The organism is Sphingobium sp. WR1 (assembly GCF_059693745.1).
The window spans coordinates 1-21,734 of sequence record NZ_JCATID010000006.1 but is presented as its reverse complement, the minus strand read 5'-3'; the positions used below and the strand labels follow the sequence as shown (position 1 = coordinate 21,734).

20 protein-coding genes are annotated in these 21,734 nt (G+C 64.8%); 9 read left to right on the top strand and 11 right to left on the bottom strand.

The features are described from left to right. Window positions 1-109: 109 nt before the first annotated feature. Genes AC58EF_RS09430 through gyrB form a run of 3 tightly spaced genes read right to left on the bottom strand, consistent with a single transcriptional unit; the run spans window position 110 to window position 3,725 of the window. Window positions 110-631, bottom strand: a complete 522-nt coding sequence (locus AC58EF_RS09430; RefSeq protein WP_497275876.1) for a COG3650 family protein — start codon at window positions 629-631, stop codon at window positions 110-112. Further along, window positions 628-1,197, bottom strand: a complete 570-nt coding sequence (locus tag AC58EF_RS09425) for a DNA-3-methyladenine glycosylase I (protein ID WP_497275875.1) — start codon at window positions 1,195-1,197, stop codon at window positions 628-630. The genes AC58EF_RS09430 and AC58EF_RS09425 overlap by 4 nt, the downstream gene beginning before the upstream one ends. 5 nt (window positions 1,198-1,202) lie before the next feature. After that, a complete protein-coding gene (gene gyrB / locus AC58EF_RS09420; protein ID WP_497275874.1) occupies window positions 1,203-3,725 on the bottom strand; it encodes a DNA topoisomerase (ATP-hydrolyzing) subunit B in 2,523 nt (840 codons plus the stop codon). An 86-nt stretch (window positions 3,726-3,811) separates the two neighbouring features. Here gyrB and AC58EF_RS09415 point away from each other — a divergent pair, with 86 nt between their 5' ends. Beyond that, on the top strand, window positions 3,812-4,294 hold the full coding sequence (locus tag AC58EF_RS09415; RefSeq protein ID WP_497275873.1) for a hypothetical protein: 483 nt from the start codon (window positions 3,812-3,814) through the stop codon (window positions 4,292-4,294). A gap of 158 nt (window positions 4,295-4,452) precedes the next feature. On the opposite strand, the gene AC58EF_RS09410 is transcribed toward AC58EF_RS09415, so the two are convergent. The 3 genes from AC58EF_RS09410 to yczE form a co-directional block, all read right to left on the bottom strand. Further along, complete coding sequence (locus AC58EF_RS09410) at window positions 4,453-4,959, bottom strand: DUF1993 domain-containing protein (RefSeq protein ID WP_497275872.1); 507 nt, start codon at window positions 4,957-4,959, stop codon at window positions 4,453-4,455. A 12-nt stretch (window positions 4,960-4,971) separates the two neighbouring features. Beyond that, window positions 4,972-6,153: an NHL repeat-containing protein gene (locus AC58EF_RS09405; RefSeq protein ID WP_497275871.1), complete on the bottom strand. Its 1,182-nt coding sequence runs from the start codon at window positions 6,151-6,153 to the stop codon at window positions 4,972-4,974. Window positions 6,154-6,294: 141 nt separating this feature from the next. Then, entirely contained in the window at window positions 6,295-6,897 is a 603-nt protein-coding gene (gene yczE / locus AC58EF_RS09400) for a membrane protein YczE (protein ID WP_497275870.1), read from the bottom strand. Between the two features lie 88 nt (window positions 6,898-6,985). Here yczE and yczR point away from each other — a divergent pair, with 88 nt between their 5' ends. Next, the gene (gene yczR, locus AC58EF_RS09395; protein ID WP_497275869.1) at window positions 6,986-8,449 is read left to right on the top strand and encodes a MocR-like transcription factor YczR; all 1,464 of its coding nucleotides are present in this window, start codon (window positions 6,986-6,988) and stop codon (window positions 8,447-8,449) included. A gap of 114 nt (window positions 8,450-8,563) precedes the next feature. Here yczR and ppa read toward each other — a convergent pair whose 3' ends face one another. After that, window positions 8,564-9,106, bottom strand: a complete 543-nt coding sequence (gene ppa, locus AC58EF_RS09390) for an inorganic diphosphatase (protein ID WP_497275868.1) — start codon at window positions 9,104-9,106, stop codon at window positions 8,564-8,566. Between the two features lie 36 nt (window positions 9,107-9,142). Next, window positions 9,143-11,062 carry a M61 family metallopeptidase gene (locus AC58EF_RS09385; protein ID WP_497275867.1) on the bottom strand — a complete coding sequence of 640 codons (1,920 nt, stop codon included), beginning with the start codon at window positions 11,060-11,062 and terminating at the stop codon, window positions 9,143-9,145. A gap of 144 nt (window positions 11,063-11,206) precedes the next feature. Here AC58EF_RS09385 and hisS point away from each other — a divergent pair, with 144 nt between their 5' ends. From hisS to AC58EF_RS09355, 6 genes are all read left to right on the top strand, one after another. Next, window positions 11,207-12,538, top strand: coding sequence for a histidine--tRNA ligase (gene hisS, locus AC58EF_RS09380; RefSeq protein ID WP_497275866.1), 1,332 nt, complete (start codon window positions 11,207-11,209; stop codon window positions 12,536-12,538). Further along, on the top strand, window positions 12,538-13,623 hold the full coding sequence (gene prfA / locus AC58EF_RS09375; protein ID WP_497275865.1) for a peptide chain release factor 1: 1,086 nt from the start codon (window positions 12,538-12,540) through the stop codon (window positions 13,621-13,623). The genes hisS and prfA overlap by 1 nt, the downstream gene beginning before the upstream one ends. Window positions 13,624-13,675: 52 nt before the next feature. Next, window positions 13,676-14,497 (top strand): peptide chain release factor N(5)-glutamine methyltransferase, encoded by an 822-nt coding sequence (gene prmC / locus AC58EF_RS09370; RefSeq protein ID WP_497275864.1) that lies wholly within the window; start codon window positions 13,676-13,678, stop codon window positions 14,495-14,497. Window positions 14,498-14,807: 310 nt separating this feature from the next. Then, on the top strand, window positions 14,808-15,626 hold the full coding sequence (locus tag AC58EF_RS09365; protein WP_497275863.1) for a DUF4167 domain-containing protein: 819 nt from the start codon (window positions 14,808-14,810) through the stop codon (window positions 15,624-15,626). 118 nt (window positions 15,627-15,744) lie between these two features. Beyond that, entirely contained in the window at window positions 15,745-17,160 is a 1,416-nt protein-coding gene (locus tag AC58EF_RS09360; RefSeq protein WP_497275862.1) for a DUF4139 domain-containing protein, read from the top strand. Window positions 17,161-17,173: 13 nt separating this feature from the next. Beyond that, on the top strand, window positions 17,174-18,733 hold the full coding sequence (locus AC58EF_RS09355; RefSeq protein ID WP_497275861.1) for a DUF4139 domain-containing protein: 1,560 nt from the start codon (window positions 17,174-17,176) through the stop codon (window positions 18,731-18,733). A 9-nt stretch (window positions 18,734-18,742) separates the two neighbouring features. On the opposite strand, the gene AC58EF_RS09350 is transcribed toward AC58EF_RS09355, so the two are convergent. Together AC58EF_RS09350 and AC58EF_RS09345 are read right to left on the bottom strand one after the other, a co-directional pair. Next, a complete protein-coding gene (locus AC58EF_RS09350; protein ID WP_497275860.1) occupies window positions 18,743-19,123 on the bottom strand; it encodes an acyl-CoA thioesterase in 381 nt (126 codons plus the stop codon). Further along, a complete protein-coding gene (locus AC58EF_RS09345; protein WP_497275859.1) occupies window positions 19,113-19,412 on the bottom strand; it encodes a hypothetical protein in 300 nt (99 codons plus the stop codon). Before AC58EF_RS09345 ends, AC58EF_RS09350 begins: the two co-directional genes overlap by 11 nt. A gap of 76 nt (window positions 19,413-19,488) precedes the next feature. Here AC58EF_RS09345 and AC58EF_RS09340 point away from each other — a divergent pair, with 76 nt between their 5' ends. Further along, complete coding sequence (locus AC58EF_RS09340; protein WP_497275858.1) at window positions 19,489-19,917, top strand: CBS domain-containing protein; 429 nt, start codon at window positions 19,489-19,491, stop codon at window positions 19,915-19,917. 13 nt (window positions 19,918-19,930) lie between these two features. Here the strand turns inward: AC58EF_RS09340 and AC58EF_RS09335 are convergent, their stop codons facing one another. Beyond that, complete coding sequence (locus tag AC58EF_RS09335; RefSeq protein ID WP_497275857.1) at window positions 19,931-21,418, bottom strand: lipopolysaccharide biosynthesis protein; 1,488 nt, start codon at window positions 21,416-21,418, stop codon at window positions 19,931-19,933. Between the last annotated feature and the right edge of the window lie 316 nt (window positions 21,419-21,734).

Genomic DNA, 21,734 nt, shown 5'->3' with positions numbered 1-21,734 from the left:
CAGGAGCGGACCTTCATAGCCCCTCTCCTGAAGGGGAGGGGAGGATGAAAAAGCCGTCAGTCCACTTCCCACCCTTCTCAGCCAACAATTCTCCAACCGACCGCTCCGTTCAATTTTCATAAGCCCCGTCATCGCGGTCGCCGCCGCAGCCCTTGAGCGTGCCTTTGCCAAAAGCGATCTGCACCCGGTCGGACCAGATGGTGTCGCTCATGCCGTCGCTGCACGGACCTTGCGTCGCGGTCAGGGTAAAGCCCTCGCCCAGATAGCGTATGGCCTTGTCATCGCTGTTCCGGCTGATCGCAAAGCGCATCGGCGGCTTGTCCGGACGCTCCAGAGTCGCGGTCGATCCGCGCACCGTTACCGCCCAGAAAGGCTCGGTGCCGATCGCACGATAATCGGGCGGCGTTGGCAGGGAAGACGATGTTTCACGTGAAACCAAGGGCTTGGACAGTGGCGCATCATCGGGCCCGCGATTGTCCAGTTCGGTGTCGGGATCGGCGCCATGGTTGATCGGCGCGCTCACCGTTTCCGTGGGCGCCATCGCCATGGCCTGATTGGCGGCGGACGGCGTCTCTTCGCCGCCGCAGCCACCCAGCAGCGCAAGCGGCAGCAGGGCGAGCGCCGCCTTCATGCGCCGAGCGAGTCCCGGCGGAAGCACTGCACGGCATGATCATTGACCATGCCGACCGCCTGCATCCATGCATAGACGATGGTCGGTCCGACGAACTTGAAGCCGCGCGTCTTGAGATCCTTGGATATCGCTTCGGACAGATCGGTCTTCGCCGGGAAATGCACGCCGTCGTTGCGGATCGGCGCGCCGTCGACGAAAGCCCAGACATAGGCGGAGAAATCTTCGCCCCTGTCGCGCATCGCGCAAAAGATCTGCGCGCCCCGGATCGTCGCCTCGATCTTGGCCCGCGCCCTTATGATGCCCGGATCGCCCATCAGTCGTTCGACATCGGCCCCGCCAAAGGCCGCGACCCTGTCCGGATCGAAACCGGCAAAGGCGGCGCGAAACGTCTCCCGCTTGCGCAATATGGTGATCCAGGACAGGCCAGCCTGGAATCCCTCCAGCATCAGCGTTTCCCAGAGCGTCCGCGAATCGCGCTCCGGCACGCCCCATTCCTCGTCATGATAGGCGCGGTACAGCGCATCCGCGCCCACCCAGGCGCATCGCGTCGGTTCCGCGCCGCTCATATGAATCAAACGTCCAGATTGGCGACGTTCAGCGCATTGTCCTGGATGAAGTCGCGCCGTGATTCCACTACGTCGCCCATCAGCTGGCTGAAGATTTCGTCGGCAATATCGGCCTGTTCCACCTCGACCCGCAGCATCGAGCGATTGTCCGGGTCCAGCGTGGTTTCCCACAATTGTTCCGCATTCATCTCGCCCAGGCCTTTATAGCGTTGGATCGCCAGCCCCTTGCGCCCGGCGGTCAGAATCGCGTCGAGCAGTTCGCTGGGCGACGTTACCATCGCGCCCTTGGCCGGCGCGGCGGGCAGTTCATCCTCGCCCGCTTCCTCGGCGGCCGCGGCCGCCTTGGCCGTGACCAGTCGGCCCGGCGTGACATAGCTCGCCGCTTCCTCGCTCGCGATGGCGTGCAGCTTGCGCGCCTCGGCCGATCCGATGAAGCCGCCCTCGACCACATGATGGTCGGTGACGCCGCGCCACAGCCGTTCGAAATGGAAGCCGCCTTCCTCGGCGATGCGGCCCGACCAGCGGCCTTCCGCATCATGCGCATCCATCCAGGCGACGGTCGCGGCCAGGCGCTGCGCCTGCGCGTCGTTTGACAGTTCGGGATCGAGCGCGCCGTTGAGGCTCAGCGCTTCGATGATCGCGGGATTGTAGCGGCGCGGGACATAGCGCATCACAGCCCGCATCCGCCGGCCATGTTCGATCAGGTGGCGCAGATCGTCACCGCTGCGCGCGCCGCCGCGGGTTTCCAGCACCATCGAATCGACGCCATTATCGACCAGATACTGCTCCAGCGCCGCTTCATTCTTGAGGTAGACCTCCGACCGGCCGCGCGTCGCCTTATAGAGCGGTGGCTGGGCGATATAGAGATGCCCCGCCTCGATGATCTGCGGCATCTGGCGATAGAAGAAGGTCAGCAGCAGGGTGCGGATATGCGCGCCGTCGACGTCGGCGTCGGTCATGATGACGATCTTGTGATAGCGCAGCTTGTCCAGGGTGAAATCGTCGCGGATGCCGGTGCCCATCGCCTGGATCAGCGTGCCGACTTCCTTGGACGACAGCATCCGGTCGAAGCGCGCGCGCTCAACGTTCAATATCTTGCCCTTCAGCGGCAGGATCGCCTGATTATGCCGGTTGCGCCCCTGTTTGGCCGACCCGCCGGCCGAATCGCCCTCGACCAGGAAAAGTTCGGACTTGGCCGGGTCGCGTTCCTGGCAGTCGGCGAGCTTGCCGGGCAGCGAAGCGATATCCATCGCGCCCTTGCGCCGGGTCAGTTCGCGCGCCTTTTTGGCGGCTTCGCGCGCGGCGGCGGCGTCGATCACCTTCTGCACGATCATCTTGCCGTGCGCGGGATTTTCTTCCAGCCATTCCGCCATCTTGTCGGCCATCAGGCTTTCGAGCGGCTGGCGCACCTCGGAGCTGACCAGCTTGTCCTTGGTCTGGGACGAGAATTTGGGGTCGGGCAGCTTGACCGAGACGATCGCGGTCAGCCCCTCGCGCATATCCTCGCCGGTGAGGTTCACCTTCTCCTTCTTCAGCAGGCCGGTCTTGTCGGCATAGCTGTTGAGCGTGCGCGTCAGCGCCGCGCGGAAAGCGGCGAGATGGGTGCCGCCGTCGCGCTGCGGGATGTTGTTGGTGAAGCAGAGGACGTTTTCGTAATAGCTGTCGTTCCACTCCAGTGCGACGTCGATGGTCACGTCGTCGCGCGTGCCGGCGATCGCGATCGGATCGGGCATCAGCGCATTCTTGTTGCGGTCGAGATATTTGACGAAGGCCGCGATGCCGCCCTCGTAGAAGAGTTCGACTTCCTTCTTCTCCTCATGCCGCGCGTCGACCAGGAACAGGCGCACGCCGCTGTTGAGGAAGGCGAGTTCGCGATAGCGATGTTCCAGCTTCTCGAAATCAAACTCGGTATGGTTCTTGAAGGTCGCGCCGTCGCCGGGCGCCTTCTCCAGCGAAGCGAGGAAGGTGACGCGCGTCCCCTTCTTGGGAGTCCCGTCTTCTTTGGCCGGCGCATCGCCGATGACCTTGAGCGGCGCGGTCGCATCGCCATAGGCGAAGCGCATATAATGTTCCTTGCCGTCGCGCCAGATATTGAGGTCCAGCCATTCGGACAGGGCGTTCACGACCGAGACGCCCACGCCGTGCAAACCGCCCGACACCTTATAGGCATTGTCGTCCGACGTGTTCTCGAACTTTCCGCCCGCGTGCAGCTGGGTCATGATGACCTCGGCCGCCGACACGCCTTCTTCCTTGTGGATGCCGGTGGGGATGCCGCGGCCATTATCCTCGACGCTGACCGACCCGTCGGGGTTCAGCGTGATGACGATCTTGTCGCAATGGCCGGCCAGCGCCTCGTCGATCGCATTGTCGCTGACCTCGAACACCATATGGTGCAGGCCGCTGCCATCGTCGGTATCGCCGATATACATGCCGGGCCGCTTGCGCACGGCGTCCAGCCCTTTCAGCACCTTGATGCTGTCGGCGCCATAATCATTGCTGTTGGGGGAATTGACGGGTTCTTCGCTCATGACGAGCATATAGGGAAAGGTGCGCTGAAACTAAAGCGAAACATGGCGGCTTCCGCCGGGGGGCAGGGCGGTCTATCACGCTTTACATGCGTGCCCCCCTTGCCCTGATGCTGCTTCTCGCCGCCTGCTCGAAAAGCAACGACGTCTATGAGGAATTGCCCAACAGTTCGCTCGCCGGCGCCCCGCGCGAGGAAGTGCCGGAAAGCCGGATCGAATCCACGCTCGCCCGCCCCGTGACGATCGGTGAGGACGGCCCGCGCCTCGACGCCTGCGGCACCATGGGGCAGGTGACGCGGCCCGGCGCGTCAGGGCTGGCGGTGCGCACCGCGCCCTTCGCCGAGGCGAAAGCCGTCGCGGCGCTGACGGAAGGGACACGCGCCTATGTCTGCACCCGCAGCATCGACCAGAAATGGCTGGGCGTCGTGGTTCCGCCCGCATCGGCGGCCGGCAATGACGCCGCCGCCGCCGATTGCGGCGTCTCGTCCCCCGTGGAACGCAAGCAGCCCTATGACGGCCCCTGCGTCAGTGGCTGGGTCGGCAGCGCCTATGTGCGGCTGATCGCGGGCTAGAACTGGATGACGTTGAATGACATCAATTTACACCCGTTCACTTCGAGCGAAGTCGAGAAGCGGATAGCGCACCGCCAGCGTTCAGCTTCGCTGAACTCGGCTTGACCTCGTTTCTCGACTTCGCTCGAAACGAACGGATCAAAGTAAAGTCATCTCGCTTAGATCCCGCCCAGATAGTCCAGCTTGCCAACCGGCACGCCCGCCTTGCGCAACAGGGCATAGGCGGTGGTCAGGTGGAAATAGAAGTTCGGCAGGGAAAAGGTCAGCACATGGCTGCGCCCGGTGAAGGGGATTTCGCCGCCCGGCACCTTGAGCACGACCGTCGCCTCCTCGCGCCCGTCGATCTTCTCACGCGGCACGGCATCCAGCAGGGCGATGGTCCTGGCGATCCGCGCCTGCAACTCTTCGAAGCTCTGTTCGGTGTCCGGCATCGCGACCGGCTCCAGTTCGCCCAGCCGCGTCACTGTACCCTTGGCGGTGTCGCAGGCGAACTGCACCTGCGCGGTCAGCGGCTTCATGTCCTCGATCAACTGCGCGCCGGTCAGCGTCAGCGGATCGAGGCCCTTTTCGGCGGCGAAGGCCGCCCCCTTGTCCAGCAGGGCCGAAAGGGTTTTCAAGCCGCGGATGAAGACAGGCACGGTCAGGTCGTAAAGTTCGGTCGCCATGCAGCGTTCCTTCTATTCGATGCCGGTGAGGACCAGCTTCTGCACGCGGCGGCCGGTATTCACCTCGGTCGCATAGATATTGCCGTCGCTGTCGGTATCAATACTGTGCAGCCAGGTGAATTGCCCCGCCTGCCGTCCGACCCGGCCGATCGCGCCCAGGACCGTGTGGGTCTTGCGTTCCAATATCCAGATGCGGCTGTTCATCATGTCGGCGACATAGAGAAAGGTCTGTTGCGGATCGGGCGAGAAGGCGATGTCGGTGACGCTATGGGTGCCGCCCGTTTCCGGCGCGATCACCAGATCGCGCACGAAGGTCAGCCCGCCATCCTTCTCCCGCCTGAACAATTGCGCGCGGTTGTTGTTGCGGTCGCAGACATAGAGATGGCCGTCCCTGGTAGGCACGACGCAATGGACGATGTCGGCGAAGATTTCCGATTTGGGATTGGCGACCTTGCTGGGGTCGACGGCATGGCTCTGGTCGAAATCGCCGCTGCGGGTTGGCGCGACGGGCGGCTTGCCATAGGCGCCCCAGCGGCCCTTATAGGCGTTGCTCGCCGCATCATATCCGATCACGCGACGATTGGTGTAGCCGTCGGAAATCAGCACCATGCCATCCGAATGGTTGACGTCCGACGGATTGCCGAGCTGATCGGTCGCATCATTGCCGCCGGTCTTGTCGCGCCGCCCGAAGCTGCGGATATATTTGCCCTCGGGGCTATAGTTCATGACGACATGGTCGCCCTTGCCATTGCCGCCGAACCAGACGCTGCCGGCCTTGTCGACGAAGATGCCATGCAGGCTGGCGGGCCATTGATTGACCCCGTCGATCGTGGGCGCGCTCGCCGCGCCGCCCCAGCCGCCGATATAGCGGCCGTCCTTGCCGAAGCGCACCACCGGCGGGGCCGGCTTGCAGCAGACGGCGATGGGCGGGTTCTGGGCGAGGCCGGTGTCGGTCGCCGTCAGGCTATGGGGGCGATGCACGACCCAGACCGAATCATCCGGTCCCACCGCGACGCCGCTCACTTGGCCCAGCAGCAAGTCGCCGGGCATGGCCGGCCAGGCGGCGTCGACCTTGAAACGCGGCATTTTCGTGCCAGCGGGCGCGATCTGTTCGAAGGCGAGAGGAGCGAGCGCCGGCTCGGGCGCGGCCGCCGCGGTCAGGGGCAGCAGGAGGAGGGCAAGGAAGGCGCGCATGAGGCAAGGCTCCTTGATCGGGGAAGGGCGGCGGGATCATGCCCGACCGCCCGGTCCGGTCAATGCCAAGCGGCGCATTTGCAGGAAGAAAAGGACCGGCCGGCGGGTCTTCGAGCGCCGGCCGGTCAGGGGGCATCAGAGTCAGGCGCGAGCGGGTTGGTCCGCGCCGACAATGCGGAAGAAGGGTAGGGCGTGGTGGACGATCCAGCCGATGGTCGCGGCATAGAGCAGGGTGCCGATGCCGACCGTGCCGCCGAGCATCCAGCCGATCGCCAGCACGCCGATCTCGATTCCCGTCCGCACCCATTTGACCGGCCAGCCGGTGCGGCGGCACAGGCCCGTCATCAGCCCGTCGCGCGGTCCCGGTCCCAGCCCCGCGCCGATATAGGCGCCGCCGGCGATGCCGTTGAGGATGATCCCCGCGACCAGCCATGTGGCGCGCATGGCATAACCCTCCGGCGTCGGCAGGATCATCAGCGACAGGTCCACCGCCGTTCCGATCACCAATATATTGGCGACGGTGCCGATCCCCGGCCGCTGCCGCAGCGGCCACCAGAGCAGCAGCACGATCGCGCCGATCAGGTTGACCGTCATGCCGAAGCTGAGGCCGAGCGGGGGCGCGAGGCCCTGGTGCAGCACGTCCCACGGATCGAGGCCCAGATTGGCGCGCAGCAGCAGCGCCATGGCAAAACCATAGAGGCATAGGCCCCAGAAAAGCTGGAAAAGGCGGCGGTGCATCATCATGGCAGGCTTTTCCGCATAATTGGCCTTTTCAAAAAGGACCAGTCTGACTTAAATGGCCTGTATCAATGGTTCGAACGGAACGAATCCCATGTCCACTTCGCTGCTGCGTCCACCTTCCCTCCTTCGCCTGCTGGGCGCCTGGCGCGCGCTGGACAGCGCCGAGCCGGCCTATCGCCAACTGGCGCAGGCGCTGCGGATGCTGGTGCTGGACGGGCGCGTGGGACTCAATGTCCGCTTGCCGGGCGAGCGGGAACTGGCCGCCGCGCTGGGCTTGTCGCGCACCACCGTCGCCGCCGCCTTCGACCGGCTGCGCGACGAGGGGTTTCTCGAAAGCCGGCAGGGGTCGGGCAGCGTCACGCGCCTGCCCGCCGGCCATGTCGAGGCGCCGCAGGAGGAGCGGGATCTCAGCAGCGGCGGCAATATCCTCAACTGGACCCATGCCGCGCTGCCCGCCGCGCCCGGCGTCGGCCGCGCCTATCAGGCGGCGGTGGAGGCGCTCCCGGCCTATCTCGGTGATCTCGGCTATGATCCGCTCGGTCTGATGGTGCTGCGCCGGGCGATCGCCGCCCATTATGAGCGGCGCGGCTGCCCGACCTCGCCCGACCAGATCATGGTGACGAACGGGGCGCAGCAGGGTTTTTCCCTGCTGCTCAAATGGCTGGCGGGACCGGGCGACCGGGCGGTGATCGACCATCCCACCTATCATAATGCGATCCAGGCGTTGCAGCGCGCGCATGTCGTGCCGGTGCCGGTCGGCCTGCCGGCGCAGGGCTGGGACATCGACGCCATGGAGGCGGCCTTCCGCCAGACCTCGCCCCGTTTCGCCTATGTCATAGCCGATTTCCACAATCCGACCGGGCGCAGCATGGACCTGGCCACCCGCCGCGCGCTGGTGGCGGCGGCGACGCGCAGCCATACGCCGCTGATCGTCGACGAAACGATGGTGGCGATGGGCCTGGACTTCGCGCCGCCGCCGCCGGTCGCGATGCATGATCCGTCGGGACGGCAGGTCATCACCCTGGGATCGGCCAGCAAGATTTTCTGGGGTGGCCTGCGCGTCGGCTGGATTCGCGCCGATGCGCAGACGATCGCCGCGCTCGGCCGGCTGCGCACGACGATGGACATGGCCAGTCCCGTGGTTGAGCAGCTTGCCGTCGCCCAACTGGTCGACGCCGATGTGGGGCTGGGGGCGCGGGCGGAGGTGTTGCGCGGGCGGCGCGACCATCTGTTGGGGCTGATCGCGCGGCATCTGCCCCATTGGCGGGTCGAGGCGCCGGCGGGCGGCTTGTCGCTCTGGGCCGAACTGCCGCGCGCCGAAGCGACCGCGCTCGCCGCCCTGGCCGAAAGCCTGGGCGTCCGGATCGCCGCCGGCCCGCGCTTCGGCGTCGGCGGCGCGTTCGAGCGTTTCCTGCGCCTGCCCTTCACCCTGGACGAAGCGCAATTGGAAGCCGGCGTCGAGCGGCTGGTCGAAGCCGACGCCCGGCTTCACGCCCGTATGCCCAGGGCGCGGGATTCGGCCGCCATGGCGCTGGAGGCGGACCGATTGATTTGAGTTTTTGGCAAGATGCGCGGAAGGGCGCATCTTGCGGGCCGGTGCCGAACTCAACAGAAAAGGCCGCGCGGATCGCTCCGGGCGGCCTTTTCGATTTCGATCGGAAGACCGACCTTATGCCGCCTTCTTCCCCGCCTTGTAGCGTTCGATCGCTTCGAGCGTGATGCGCTTCGCATCTTCCGCGCCGCCCCAGGTGCCGACGCGAACCCATTTCTTCTTTTCCAGATCCTTATAGTGGGTGAAGAAATGCTCGATCTGTTCCATCACGATGCCGGGCAGGTCGTCCTTCTCCGTCACGTTGGAATAATAGGGGAAGACCGAATCGGCGGGCACGCAGACCAGCTTTTCGTCGCCGCCGGCTTCGTCTTCCAGATTCAGCACCGCGATCGGGCGGGCCGCCACGACGGCGCCGGGGATGAAGGGCGAACGGGCGATGACCAGCGCATCCAGCGGATCGCCGTCGGGCGACAGCGTGTGCGGCACGAAGCCGTAATTGGCGGGATAGCGCATCGGCGTATGCAGGATGCGGTCCACGAACAGCGCGCCCGACGCCTTGTCGAACTCATATTTCACCGGTTCGCCGCCGGTCGGGACCTCGATGATGACGTTGAGGCTGTTGGGCGGATCGTCGCCGACAGGGATCAGTTCGATATTCATGGAAATGCCTTTTCCTACACGTTGCTTTGCGGGTGATTATGTTCTCGGTTTCAGCAGCCGGTCGAGGCTGCCTTCACCCTCTCCTGTCTTTTCCAGGCGCGGATAGCGCAGGCCGCCCGAATAATCGAGAGTCAAAGTGCGGTAGTATTTATCCTGTTTCAGGATGATCTGGATCGGCGTCTTGGTCCTGATCGCGGCCTTCCATACGTCGCCAGAAAATTCGTCGCCATTGACCGCCAGTATCTTCGCACCGGTGACGAGGCCCGCCTTGAACGCCGCGCTGTCCCAGATGACGCCGCTGATCTCGCCGTCATTTTTGACGATGGCGCCGATGCCGAAGCTCTGGTCGACCATCTTGTTCGCGCCTTCCGCGGCCTTGGTGATGGCGCCCGGTTCCTCGCCATAGACCAGCTTGTAGCCGCCCAGGATGAAGCCGCCCTTGGGTGTTTCCCTGGTCGGCGAATCGACATATTTCTGGAAGAAGCCGGCCCAGTCATAGGGGGCGATGTCGTTCAGCGTCCGGATGACCTCGTCGCGATTATAGACGACCTGGCCCCAGTCACCCGGTTTGATGCCGAAAAAGGCCTTGGCGAAGTCGTCGAGGCCCTTCTTGCCGCGCGTCGCCTTGGCGATGATCGCGTCGGCCTCCAGCCAGATCATCAGGCCTTCGTTATAATAATCCTCCGATCGCTGCCAGCTCGCCCAGCCCTTGGGGCGGCGGGCGGAGATGATCGGGTCGTGGGTCGTGTCCTCCATCGGGCGCCACTGGCGGCCGACCGCGGTGTCCAGCTTGGCCGCGATCTGGGCATAGGCGTCCAGCGTCTCCTGCTTGGAGAACAGGCCCGACCGCGCGCCCAGCACATAGCCCCAGAATTGCGTCTGCCCTTCATAGACCCACAGCAGATTATCCTGCATCGGCACGTTGAAGTCGGGCGTCCACAGCAGGTCGGGCCGGCGGAACTTGCCGTCCCAGCTATGAGTGAATTCATGCGGCAGCAGGTTGCGGTCCAGCAGCGCCTCGCCCCCGTCCCATTTCTTGAAATAGCCCGGCTCCACCTGATTCTCGGATGAGCGATGATGTTCCAGGCCGATGCCGCCCATCTCGTCGGTGATGGCGAGCAGGAAGTCATAATGGTTGAAATGATAGGCGCCGAACAGCGACCCGGCTTCGGCCACCAGCTTCCGGTGCTTCGCGATCTGCTCGGGCTTATACTCCAGCTCGTCGGCATCGTCGGCGACGATATTCAGCGTGACGTTGCTGCCCAGGTCCACCGGCTTGAAATAGCGGCCGGCGAAGACCGGCGAATCCTGCAATGCTTCATAGTCGATCGTCTCATAGGCGACGGTGTCGCCCGTCTTCGTGCCGCGCAGCGCGGTCGCCGCCTGCCAGCCGGCGGGATAGGTGACGGTCGCCTGGATCGGAATCTGGCGGGTATAATAGCCCGCCGGATAGAGCGAGACGCTTTCCCATTGGATGTTCAGCATCTTGGGCGTCACCACGACGCGGCCCTGATTGGGCTGGGTGGCGGACAGGAACTGGAATTGCGCGACGACTTCGCGCGCCCCCTGCGGCACGTCGAGGATGAAGGCGTAGACGTTCAGCGGATCGCGCTTCCAGGCCACCGGCTGGCCGCCCACGGTGAAGGTGACGCCGGTCAGCTTGTCGATCTGCCCGCGCGGCGCATGATTGCCCGGCAGCCATTGCGGCATCAGCAGGGTGAACGGGCCGGCGGCGGCGACGGGGATGGTTTCCCTGACGCGGAAGATGCGCTGGGTCGTGTCGGTCGCATCGACCTCCAGCCGGATGGTGCCGCCTGGATAGGGCACGTCCTTGGGCATCGGCGCGGCGCTGTCGACGGGGAGGGCGGTCGGCTTGGAACGGATCGTGTCCTGCGCGAACAGGGGGCTGGCGATCGCTGTGGAAAGGCAAAGGGCGGCAGCAAGGCTGCGGATCATGGAGGTCTCCAGAAATTTGGGCGGGGCCGGACGGCCCTTATGCTCTTCAGCATGGCGCTATGGGCGGCCTGCGTCCACCCCCCTGAACCCAGCCTTAAAAAGCGCGTTTCCTTGGGAAGCGTTTGCCGTTAAAGGCGCTGCCCCATGGCGAAGATCGAAACCCCGCGTCCGGTACGCGGCACGCAGGACATGCTGGGCGGCACGAGTGAAGCGTTCCAGGAGCGTTTCGCGCATGTGGTCGCGACGTTCGACCGGGTGCGCAAGCTCTACGGTTTCCAGCGCGTCGAAGTGCCCGTGTTCGAATCCACCGCCGTCTTCGCGCGCTCGCTGGGCGAAAGCACCGACGTCGTCTCCAAGGAGATGTATACGTTCGAGGATCGCGGCGGCGACAGCATCACCCTGCGTCCCGAATTCACCGCCGGGATCAGTCGTGCCTATATTACCGAGGGCTGGCAGCAATATGCGCCGCTCAAGGTCGCGACCCACGGTCCGCTCTTCCGCTATGAGCGCCCGCAAAAGGGTCGCTTCCGCCAGTTCCACCAGCTCGACGCCGAAATCATCGGCGCGGGCGAGCCGGGCGCCGATGTCGAACTGTTGGTCATGGCCGACCAGTTGCTTCGGGAACTGGGCGTTTCGGATGGTGTGACGCTCAACCTCAACACGCTGGGCGACGGGCCGAGCCGCGACGCTTGGCGCGCGGCGCTGATCGCCCATTTCGAGGCGCATCGCGATCAGCTTTCGGAAGAGAGTCTGGACCGGTTGCAGCGCAACCCGCTGCGCATCCTCGACAGCAAGGACCCGCGCGACCGCCCGGTGGCCGACAGCGCGCCGGACATCGACGCCTATCTGACCGACGAAGCGCGCAGCTTCTTCGAAAAGGTGACGAGCGGCCTCGACACCGCGGGCGTGGCGTGGGAGCGCAACGCCCGGCTGGTGCGCGGCCTGGATTATTATCGCCACACCGCGTTCGAATTCATCACCGACCGGCTCGGCGCGCAGGGCACGGTGCTGGGCGGCGGTCGCTATGATGGCCTCATCGAGAATCTGGGCGGCCCCTCCACCCCGGCGGTCGGCTGGGCGGCGGGGATTGAGCGGCTGGCGATGCTGGTAGATATGCCGGAACGTGAGGTCGCAGAAATAGCGATTGTTCCCAGAGGCGACGAGGCGTTAGAGCTTTCGATTGAAATTTTAGCTTTGCTTCGGCGGGGCGGGATCAAGGCCGAGATGGCCTATAGTGGATCACCGAAGAAGCGCTTTGAAAAGGCTAAAAGAGCAGGGACGTATCGCCTTCTTGATGTAGAAGTTGGTGGCGAGGGCGTCGGAACGCTTCTTATTAGAGACATCAACGCGCGGACCCCGGACAATCCGGCACCGAAAGTTCGCAGAAGGTTGAAACAAGCAATCGTTGATTGCTTTGTGTTTGATGACAGCGAAACGGAATTTCCGCGACCAATTGTGCTGACCGGCCGTCGCTAATGCACATCTCCGCCGAACGCATCGCGCAGATCGAGGCGCGCCGGGATGAGGTGCAGGCGTCGATGACGCGCAGCGACCTCGCGCCCGATGCGTTCGTGCGACTGTCCAAGGAATATGCCGAGATCGAGCCGGTCGCGGCGGCCGCGCGCGAACTGCGCCGGCTGCGGCAGGAACTGGCCGCGCTCGAAGCCATGACCGGCGGCGAGGAAGCCGATCCGCTGATGCGCGAAATGGCGCAGGAGGAGATGCAACTGATTAAAAGCCAGTTGCCTGACGCGGAGCGCACGCTGGCGCTGCAACTCCTGCCCAAGGACGCGGCCGACGCCCGGCCCGCCATGCTGGAAATCCGCGCCGGCACCGGCGGCGACGAAGCGGCGCTCTTCGCCGGCGACCTGTTCCGCATGTATCAGCGCTATGCCGATGCGCAGGGCTGGAAGATGGAGATGATCGCCGCCAACGCCTCCGAACAGGGCGGCTTCAAGGAAGTGGTGGCCAGCATCAACGGCGTCGGCGTCTTCGCCAAGCTGAAGTTCGAGAGCGGCGTCCATCGCGTCCAGCGCGTGCCGGCGACCGAAAGCGGCGGGCGCATCCACACCAGCGCGGCGACCGTCGCCGTCCTCCCGGAACCCGAGGAGGTGGATGTCCAGATCGCTGACGGTGATCTCAAGATCGACATCTACCGCGCGTCGGGTGCGGGCGGCCAGCATGTCAACACCACCGATTCCGCCGTGCGCATCACCCATTTGCCGAGCGGCATCGTCGTGACCCAGCAGGATGAGCGGTCGCAGCACAAGAACAAGGCGAAGGCGATGCAGGTGCTGCGCGCCCGCCTCTACGAGGCCGAGCGTGAGCGCACCCAGAGCGAACAGGCCGGCGCGCGCAAGGCGATGGTGGGAACGGGCGACCGTTCCGAGCGAATCCGCACCTATAATTTTCCGCAGGGCCGCGTCACCGACCATCGTATCAACCTGACCTTGCACCGCCTGCCCGAAATACTCGAAGGACCGGGCCTGTCGGAAGTGATCGACGCCCTGATCGCCGAGGATGAAGCGGCCCGCCTGGCGCAGCTGGACGGGGTCGCTTGATTACGCCGTCGCCTATTTTCCTGTCATCCCCGCCTACGCGGGAATGACGAGCATGGATGTTCCTGACGCTCTGCGCGCGGCAACTGTCCAACTCGCTGTCGGCAGTGACACGCCGCGCCTCGACGCCGAACTGCTGATGGCCCATGCGCTGGGGCTGTCGCGGGCCGACATGCTGCTGCGTCAGCGCGATCTGGATGTGCCCGACATCTTCGACGCGCTGCTGGCGCGCCGCCTGTCGGGCGAGCCGATCGCCCATATCACCGGCGTCCGCGATTTCTGGACGATCAGCCTGACGGTCACGCCCGACGTGCTGATTCCTCGGCCCGACAGCGAAACGCTGATCGAGGCGGCTGTCGATCATTTTCGCGATCGCGCGCCGGCGACCATTCTCGATCTCGGCACCGGCTCCGGCGTGTTGCTGCTGGCGGCGCTGGCCCAATGGCCGCAGGCGCGGGGTTTGGGTATCGACGCGTCCTCGGCAGCGCTTGCCGTTGCGCAGGGCAATGCGATCCGGCTTGACCTCGCGGATCGCGCCGCATTCCGCCTGGGCGACTGGGGAGAGGGGGTGGATGGCCCTTTCGACCTACTCCTTATCAACCCGCCCTACATCGCGCGCGATGAGCCGCTGTCGGGCGATGTGCTGCGCGATCCGGCCAGCGCGTTGTTCGCGGGCGCCGATGGCCTGGACGATTATCGCCGCATCGCGCCGGACCTGCCGCGCCTGATCGCGCCGGGCGGCATGGCCGCGATCGAGATCGGCTATGATCAGCGGGACAGTGTCTCCGCGCTATTGGTCGAGCAGGGGTTGGATGTGCGCGTGCGCCGCGACCTGGCGGGCCATGATCGCTGCCTCCTCGCCATCCATCCGGCGTAAACAATCCTTGATTTACCATGGGACAAGCGAAAATTGCTTGGTTTCTGGTGGGAAAGCCACTACATCAACGGCAGGGACGGCTTCATCTCGTGACATGGTCGCACAGACCATTGATAGAAAAGGCCGTTTTCCCGCTCCTTAAAGTCATGACGGCGCTCGCTGCGCAGGCGCCGCTGGCAGCTGGGGAATGGTCCGGCTAGGGTCATGCCCTGCGGAGCCGCATCCGGCCTGAAATTCAGGCCATGCTTGGGGATGGCGACTGAACAGTGTTTTCAGTGAAGTTTGGCATAGCGAACGCAAGGATCATATCTTGATCAACAATCGGCAGGCCGGTCGCCGCAATCGCGGCCGGAACAATAACAACGGACGCCCCAACGGCAATAATCGGGGCGGTGGCGACAATGGCAACCGCATCGACAACCGCTCGCGCGGCAACGCGGCCCAGCTTCTTGAGAAATACAAGAATATGGCCCGCGACGCACAGATGGCGGGCGACCGGGTGAACGCCGAATATTATCTTCAGTTCGCCGATCATTATTTCCGCGTGCTCGCCGACAACCGCGCCCGGCAGGAGGAGCAACAGCAGCGCTTCCGTCCCCGCGAGGAGAATTTCGACGAGGAGGGTGAGGAATTCGAAGGCGCCTATGAAGGCGGTGAGGATTTCCGCAGCGAACAGCAGCCTTCCTATGATCGCGCGCCGCGCGACCAGGAGCGTAGCGAGGAATCGCGTGACAATCGCGATCATCGCGACGCACGGGACAGCCGGGAAGGGCGCGAGGGCCGCAACAACCGCCGCGACCGCAACCGCCGCGATCGCTTCGCGGGCGATGAAAATGCGCCCGTCCAGCAGGAAATGGGCATGGAAGGCCCGGTCGGCAGTCCCGCCGCCGTGCCCGCGCCGAAGCCGGTAGCCGAAACAGCGCCCGAGGCTGAAACCGAAGCGCCCCGTCCGCGCCGGGGGCGCCCGCGCAAAGCTGCCGCGCCGGTTGAAACGGGCGAGGGCTTTGACGCCGCCGTCCTGCCGCCGTCGATCGCGCGCGCCGACAATGATGCCGAGCCGGCGGCCGAGGAAGCGCCCAAGAAGCGCACCCGTCGCCCCCGCGCCGCCGCGACCGAAGCCGCCGAATAAGCGCCGCGACGTTTGAGATTGAAGGGACGGTGCCCGGTGCACTGTCCCTTTTTTCATGCCTGCTTTCCAACTGCTTCGCGATCCGGCACAAGGCTCTCACCTTGCTGGAGAGATGCCGATGAAAGCCGTGCGCCTGCTTCCCCTGCTGCTGACCACTCTTCCTTTTTCGGCGCAGGCGCAGGACGCCGCGGATCCGACCGGCGCCACCGCCCAGGGGGATGTCGCCGTCACCATCTACAACAACGGCCAGTCGCTGGTGCAGGACGACCGGCAATTGCCGGTGAACCAGGGCCGCAACCGCATCGAATTTCCCGATGTGTCGGCGCGCATCCGCCCGGAAACCGTGAATCTTTCCGGTCCCGGCCTGTCCATCGTCGAACAGAATTTCGACTATAACCTCCTTTCCCCCGACAAGCTGATGGACAAGGCCGTGGGGCAGGAGGTGACTTTGGTGCGCACCAACCCCGCCACCGGCGCCGAAATGCGTGAAAGGGCCAGGATATTGGCGGCCAATGGCGGCATCGTCCTCCAGATCGGCAGCCGGATCGAGGTGCTGCGCGACGACGGCCTGCCGGTGCGGGTCGTCTTCGACCGGGTTCCGCCCAATCTGCGCGCACGTCCGACCCTGTCGGTAACGGTCGAATCGGCACGGAGCGGTAGCGTGCCGGCGCGGCTATCCTATCTGACGCCGAATCTGGGCTGGACGGCGGACTATGTCGCCCTGTTCGACGCCGCCAAGGGCGCGATGGACATGCAGGGCTGGGTCACGCTCACCAACAATACGGGCACGACATTCAACAATGCGAAGACGCTCCTGGTCGCGGGTAATCCCGCCAATGGCGGAGGCCGGACCAATTGGTGGCGATCCTCCAGCGGCGCGATGGACCAGGCCGGCACCGAAAGCGGTCCCCGCGAGCGGCTGGGCGACTATTATCTCTATCCGCTGGCGGCCCGCACGACCATCGCCAACGCCCAGCAGAAACAGGTCAGCTTCCTCGACGTAAAGGGCGCGCCGGCGCGGGCGACCTATGAATATGTCAATGGCTGGCTCGGTAGCGCGGCCGAAGCGATGAGTGCATCGAGCGTGCTCAAATTCTCTACAGCCAAGCAGGGCGGCCTTGGCGACCAGCTCCCCGCCGGCACGATTCGCGTCTATATGCGCGACGCGCGCGGCGATCCGCAGTTCATCGGCGAGAATGTTATCGATCACACCCCCATGGGATCGTCCATGGCGCTTCGCACCGGCGACGCCTTCGACGTCAAGGTGCGGCCGACCGTCGAGCAGCGCACGAAGAAGGGCGGTTCGCGCTGGGAAACGAAGATGCGTTACACGCTGACCAACGCGCGCGCCGAACCGGTGACGATCGACCTGGCGCAACAGGGGCTGTGGGGCGACACCCGCGTCATGGCCCAGATGCTGGGTGGGCAAGCTGTCGAAGGCAAGCGCGTCTCGGCCGACCGGATGGAATGGAGTGCGCCGGTGCCGGCCAACGGTTCGGTCGATCTCAGCGTCACCTTCGATTCGCGCTACTGAGCGACGAGCGCCGATGTCGCGCGTCTTCCTCCTGCTCCTTCTGGTCTGCGCTTGCATCGCGCCGGCGCAGGCGGGCACGGTCGTTTCGGCCAAAGCCGATTCGGTGTCCGTCACCGTCTATCGCCAGCCCGGTCGGACGAAGGGCGCGATCGATCGCAACTGGCCCGGCGGCTATGCGCTCATCACCGAAACCCGGACCATCGATCTGCCCCAGGGCGAATCGACCGTTCGATTCGAGGGGGTCGCCGAAGGCCTGATGCCGGAAACGGCGATGCTGTCCGATATGCCGCGCGGCGTGCGCGAGAAGAATCGCGATGCCCGGCTGCTGACGCCCGCCGGACTGGTCGACGCCTATCTTAAGCGCCGCGTCACCCTCCGCCGCACCGACCGCAAGACCGGCAAGACGACCGAGCAGGACGCGATCATCAGCGCCGGCCCGACCGGCGGCGTGATCGTCCAGACCGCACAGGGCTTTGAGGCGCTGGGATGCAGCGGTCTGCCGGAACGGATGCTCTATCCGAAGCTGCCACCGGACCTGTCGCCGCGGCCGACATTATCGGTGATCGGGACCAGTGATCGCGCCATTCGCGCCACCCTGCAACTCACCTATCTCGCCGAAGGCTTCGACTGGGCGGCCAATTATGTTGCTGATATGAAGCCCGATGGCCGGACGCTGGACCTCATGGCTTGGCTGACCGTCGCCAATGGCGGCGTCACCGGTTTCCCCGGCGCGCGGCTCAGCGTCATAGCCGGCCAGCCCAACAAGCGCGCACGCGGGCCGCAGCCGCGCCCGACCGGCGGACCGCTCCGGCTGACCTGCTGGCCGATGGACATCACCAGCACGCATCCGCGCTGGGATCTGTTTCCGGTCGAGATGCCCGCGCCGCCGGCGATGGATATGGCCGGTGCGCAAGATATTGTCGTTACCAGCATGCGTCGTGAATCAATGGCCATGCTTGCTGCCCCGGCTCCGCCCCCGCCGCCACCGCCACCGCCACCCCCGCCGCCGGAGGATGTCGGCGACCTGAAACTTTATCGCGTGCCGGTGAACGTCGATGTCGCCGCCCATGGCCAGAAGCAAGTGGCCCTGCTGCACCAGGCGGACGTCAAGGTGGAGCGCCTCTATGCCGCGACCGTCCAGGCTGCGACCGATGGATCGCAACCGATGACGCTGCGCCTGCGTGTGCAGAACAGGAAGGCGGATGGCCTGGGCCTTGCCATGCCTTCGGGCCGGGTTGCGGTTTTCGAGGATGTGGGCGGTATGCGCCTGCTCGCGGGCGAAGCCGACATCGGTGACAAAACCGAGGGTGAGCGGGTCGACTATGATCTCGCAGCCAGCGCCGACGTCCGAATCGCCGTGCGCCAACGGTCCGAATCGCGCAAGGAACGCCGCTGGACGATCAGCCTGAGCAACGCACGGCCCTTCGACGTCACCGCCGAAGTCGCCATCCCCCATGACATCGATCCTCGACCCACCACAATGGACCGGCGTGGTAATGCCTGGATTTGGCGCGCAATTGTGCCCGCCAATGACACGCTGGACTATGTCTATACAGAGCGTCTGCCGCGCTGAGGTGGAGGCTCAGCCTTCGGGTAGCGGCCGGGGCCGGTGATTCGCGTCCAGCGCGACGAAGGTATAGACGCCGCTGGTCAGTTCCACCTCCTGCTGACTGGCGTCGCGTGTGGCCACGACATCGACTCGAATCGCGATCGACGTCCGGCCACGCCGTTCCTCGCGGGCGTAGACCGACACGATATCGCCCAGCAGGATCGGCGAAATGAACTTCATGCTCTCGATCGCGATGGTCGCGACCGCGCCTTGCGCGATTCGATGCGCGACGATGCCGCCGGCAATGTCCATCTGGCTCAGCACCCAGCCGCCGAAAATATGGCCGTTGCTGTTGATGTCGGTCAGCCGCGGCACGACCCGCAGCACCACTTCGCCTCGTCGATCAGTCGTCAATTGGCACCTCGTCCTTCAGCCTGTCCATCACCTGCTCGTCATGCCCGGTCCCGTGCGACAGGAAAGCGAGCGCCATCAGACCGGTTCCCAGCATGAAGGTCAACCAGACCCCCAATATGGTCGCGATCGCCATATGGAGCGGCAGGGTGCCGGTCCACCAATAAAGGAACAGCAGGGCCGCCGCGACGCACAGCGCGCCGGCCAGCGCCATCCACGCCATGATTCGGCGGAACCGGCGCCAGGCGGTGGCTGCGATCTGCGGATCGTCGAGCGCTTCCTTGCGTGTCATCCCTTTTCATTGGGGTGCGAAAGTGGGATCATCAAGCGCCCGAAGAAAATGATTTCAGGCAAAAAGGAGAGCAGCCATGACCATCGCGGCGATTTTGCAGGGGAAGGGACGCGACGTCATTCATGTGAAGCCGACCGACAGCGTGCTGTCCGCGGTTCAGTTGCTGGCAAACAAACGTATCGGCTGCCTGCCGGTGGTCGAGGATGGTGAAGTGCTCGGCATATTTTCCGAGCGCGATCTGCTCTACCGAGTCGCCAGCGACGGCGCTGAGGCGCTTAATCATACGGTGGGAGAAGTCATGACCGCGCCCGCCATCACCATCGATGATCGGACCCCGGTGCTGCACGGCCTGTCGTTGATGACCAAGCGTCGCATTCGCCATCTGCCGGTCGTCATCGACGGGAAGCTGGCCGGGCTGATCTCGATCGGCGATCTGGTGAAGTTCCGCATCGATACGATCGAATCGGAAGCGGCGTCGCTACGCGATTATATTCAGACGGCCTGATTCGTTTACCGGCTCAGGCGGCTGCCTGGGCCGGTGGCCTGCGGCGGACCAGCAGTTCGATCAGTTCCCTCAACGTGCCGCGCGCGCACAGGATCAGCGCGCCAAGGAAGGCGATGCCGCCGGTCGGCACCAATATGCCTAACCGGACAGGAGCGGGGAGGGGCGGCAACAGCCTGTTTGCGGCCACCACTACTCCGGCCATCAGCACCGAGCAGCCAAGGCTCGGCGCAGCCGCGCGGATCAGATCGGCGAATCGCAGCCCCATCGGCCCTCCGGCGAGTCGGGCCGTGATAGCCGTCAGCACGGGAAAGGCCGCTAGCCAAGCCCAGGCCAGACCGATCGCGCCGAACTGGATGCCGATCAGGAAGGCGGCGGGCATCAGCACCGCCCCCGCCGCGGCGACGCGCGCGGTCGTGCCGGGGCGACCCAGCGCGTTGCTCACCGGCGCGAACATCACCTGCACGGTCATGAACGGCATGGCGAGCGCGAGAATCGCGACGAAGGGCGCCATTTCCAGCCATTTCTTCCCGAACAGCGTCTCGACCAGCGGCTCCGCCGTCACCGCCATGCCCAGATAGATGGGGCAGGTCAGCAGGAGCAGCAGCTTGACCGCTTTGCAGAAGGACCAGGAAACCCGGCGCACATCCTTCTGCATCCGGGCATAGGCGGGAAAAGCGACATCGTTGAGCGGCGGCACGAATTTGCTGACGAATATCTGGGTCAGGAACAATGCTTCGGCATAGAGGCCCAGTTGGTGCGGCTCCAGCACGCGGCCGCCGATGAAGATGTCCGCCTGGCTCTGGACGATCCAGAATAGTTGCCCGCCCAGCAGCGACGCGCCATAGGCCACCATCGCGCCGGTGCCGCGAAAATCGAAACTCGGGATCGGCCTGAATCCGGTGACGATCACATAGCCCGCCGCCTTGACCCAGAATCCGGTGATCGGTGCCCAGACCAGCGTCCATACGCCCCAACCCGACAATGCGCCGGTCAGCGCCATCGCGGCCGAGGCGGCGGCGGCGATCAGGTTGACCAGGGCGGGGCGTTTGAAATCCAGCGCCCGCCCCATGATCGCTTCCGGGATGGAGATGAAGGGCGTGGACAGATAGAGCAGCGCCTGCACCCGCAGCAGATCGGCGACCATCGGCTGGTCATAATAGTCTGCGGCCAGTGGCGCGATGCCCAACTGAAGAAGGGCAAGTGCGCCGTTGAGCAACATCATGATGCCGAAGGCCTGGCGCAGCCGGTGTGGTTCGACCGTGTCGGACTGCACCAGTGCGCTCACCAGGCCATAGCCGTTGAGGAAGGTCGCGAAGTTCAGGATGACCTGGGTCATGGCGAACAGGCCATAGTCGGCGGGGTCGAGCAGGCGAATGACCGCCAAAGTCACCACCCAGCTCATGATCTGCGAAAGGATCTGGCTGCCCGATCGCCAGAAGATCGCACTTCTTATGCGTGCGCCGAAACCCGCATCATTCGCATCGGCATCCTGCAAGCCCATTATATTCTTCGTCCCTTGATCCCGATTGCGGTCGACTCCGGTCTAGCGGGAACCTCCCAAAAATTTCTGAAATAAAAATGCAAAAAGGGTTTGACGGTTCAGAAAGCCCCCCATATATGCCGCCTCACCGGACGGGACGACGCCACTGAGGCAGCGAAACGGACGGTCGCCAACATAGACGGACACCAGTCCCTCGCACGAAAGTACGGGGAACGGTCGGTGTCCGGTTTGGAGTTTGGCTGGTTCTTTGACATTGTAGGTTAGATGAAGGGACATGTGGGCGGCGGCTCGGTGTGCTGACGGCTTCTAGGCGTTG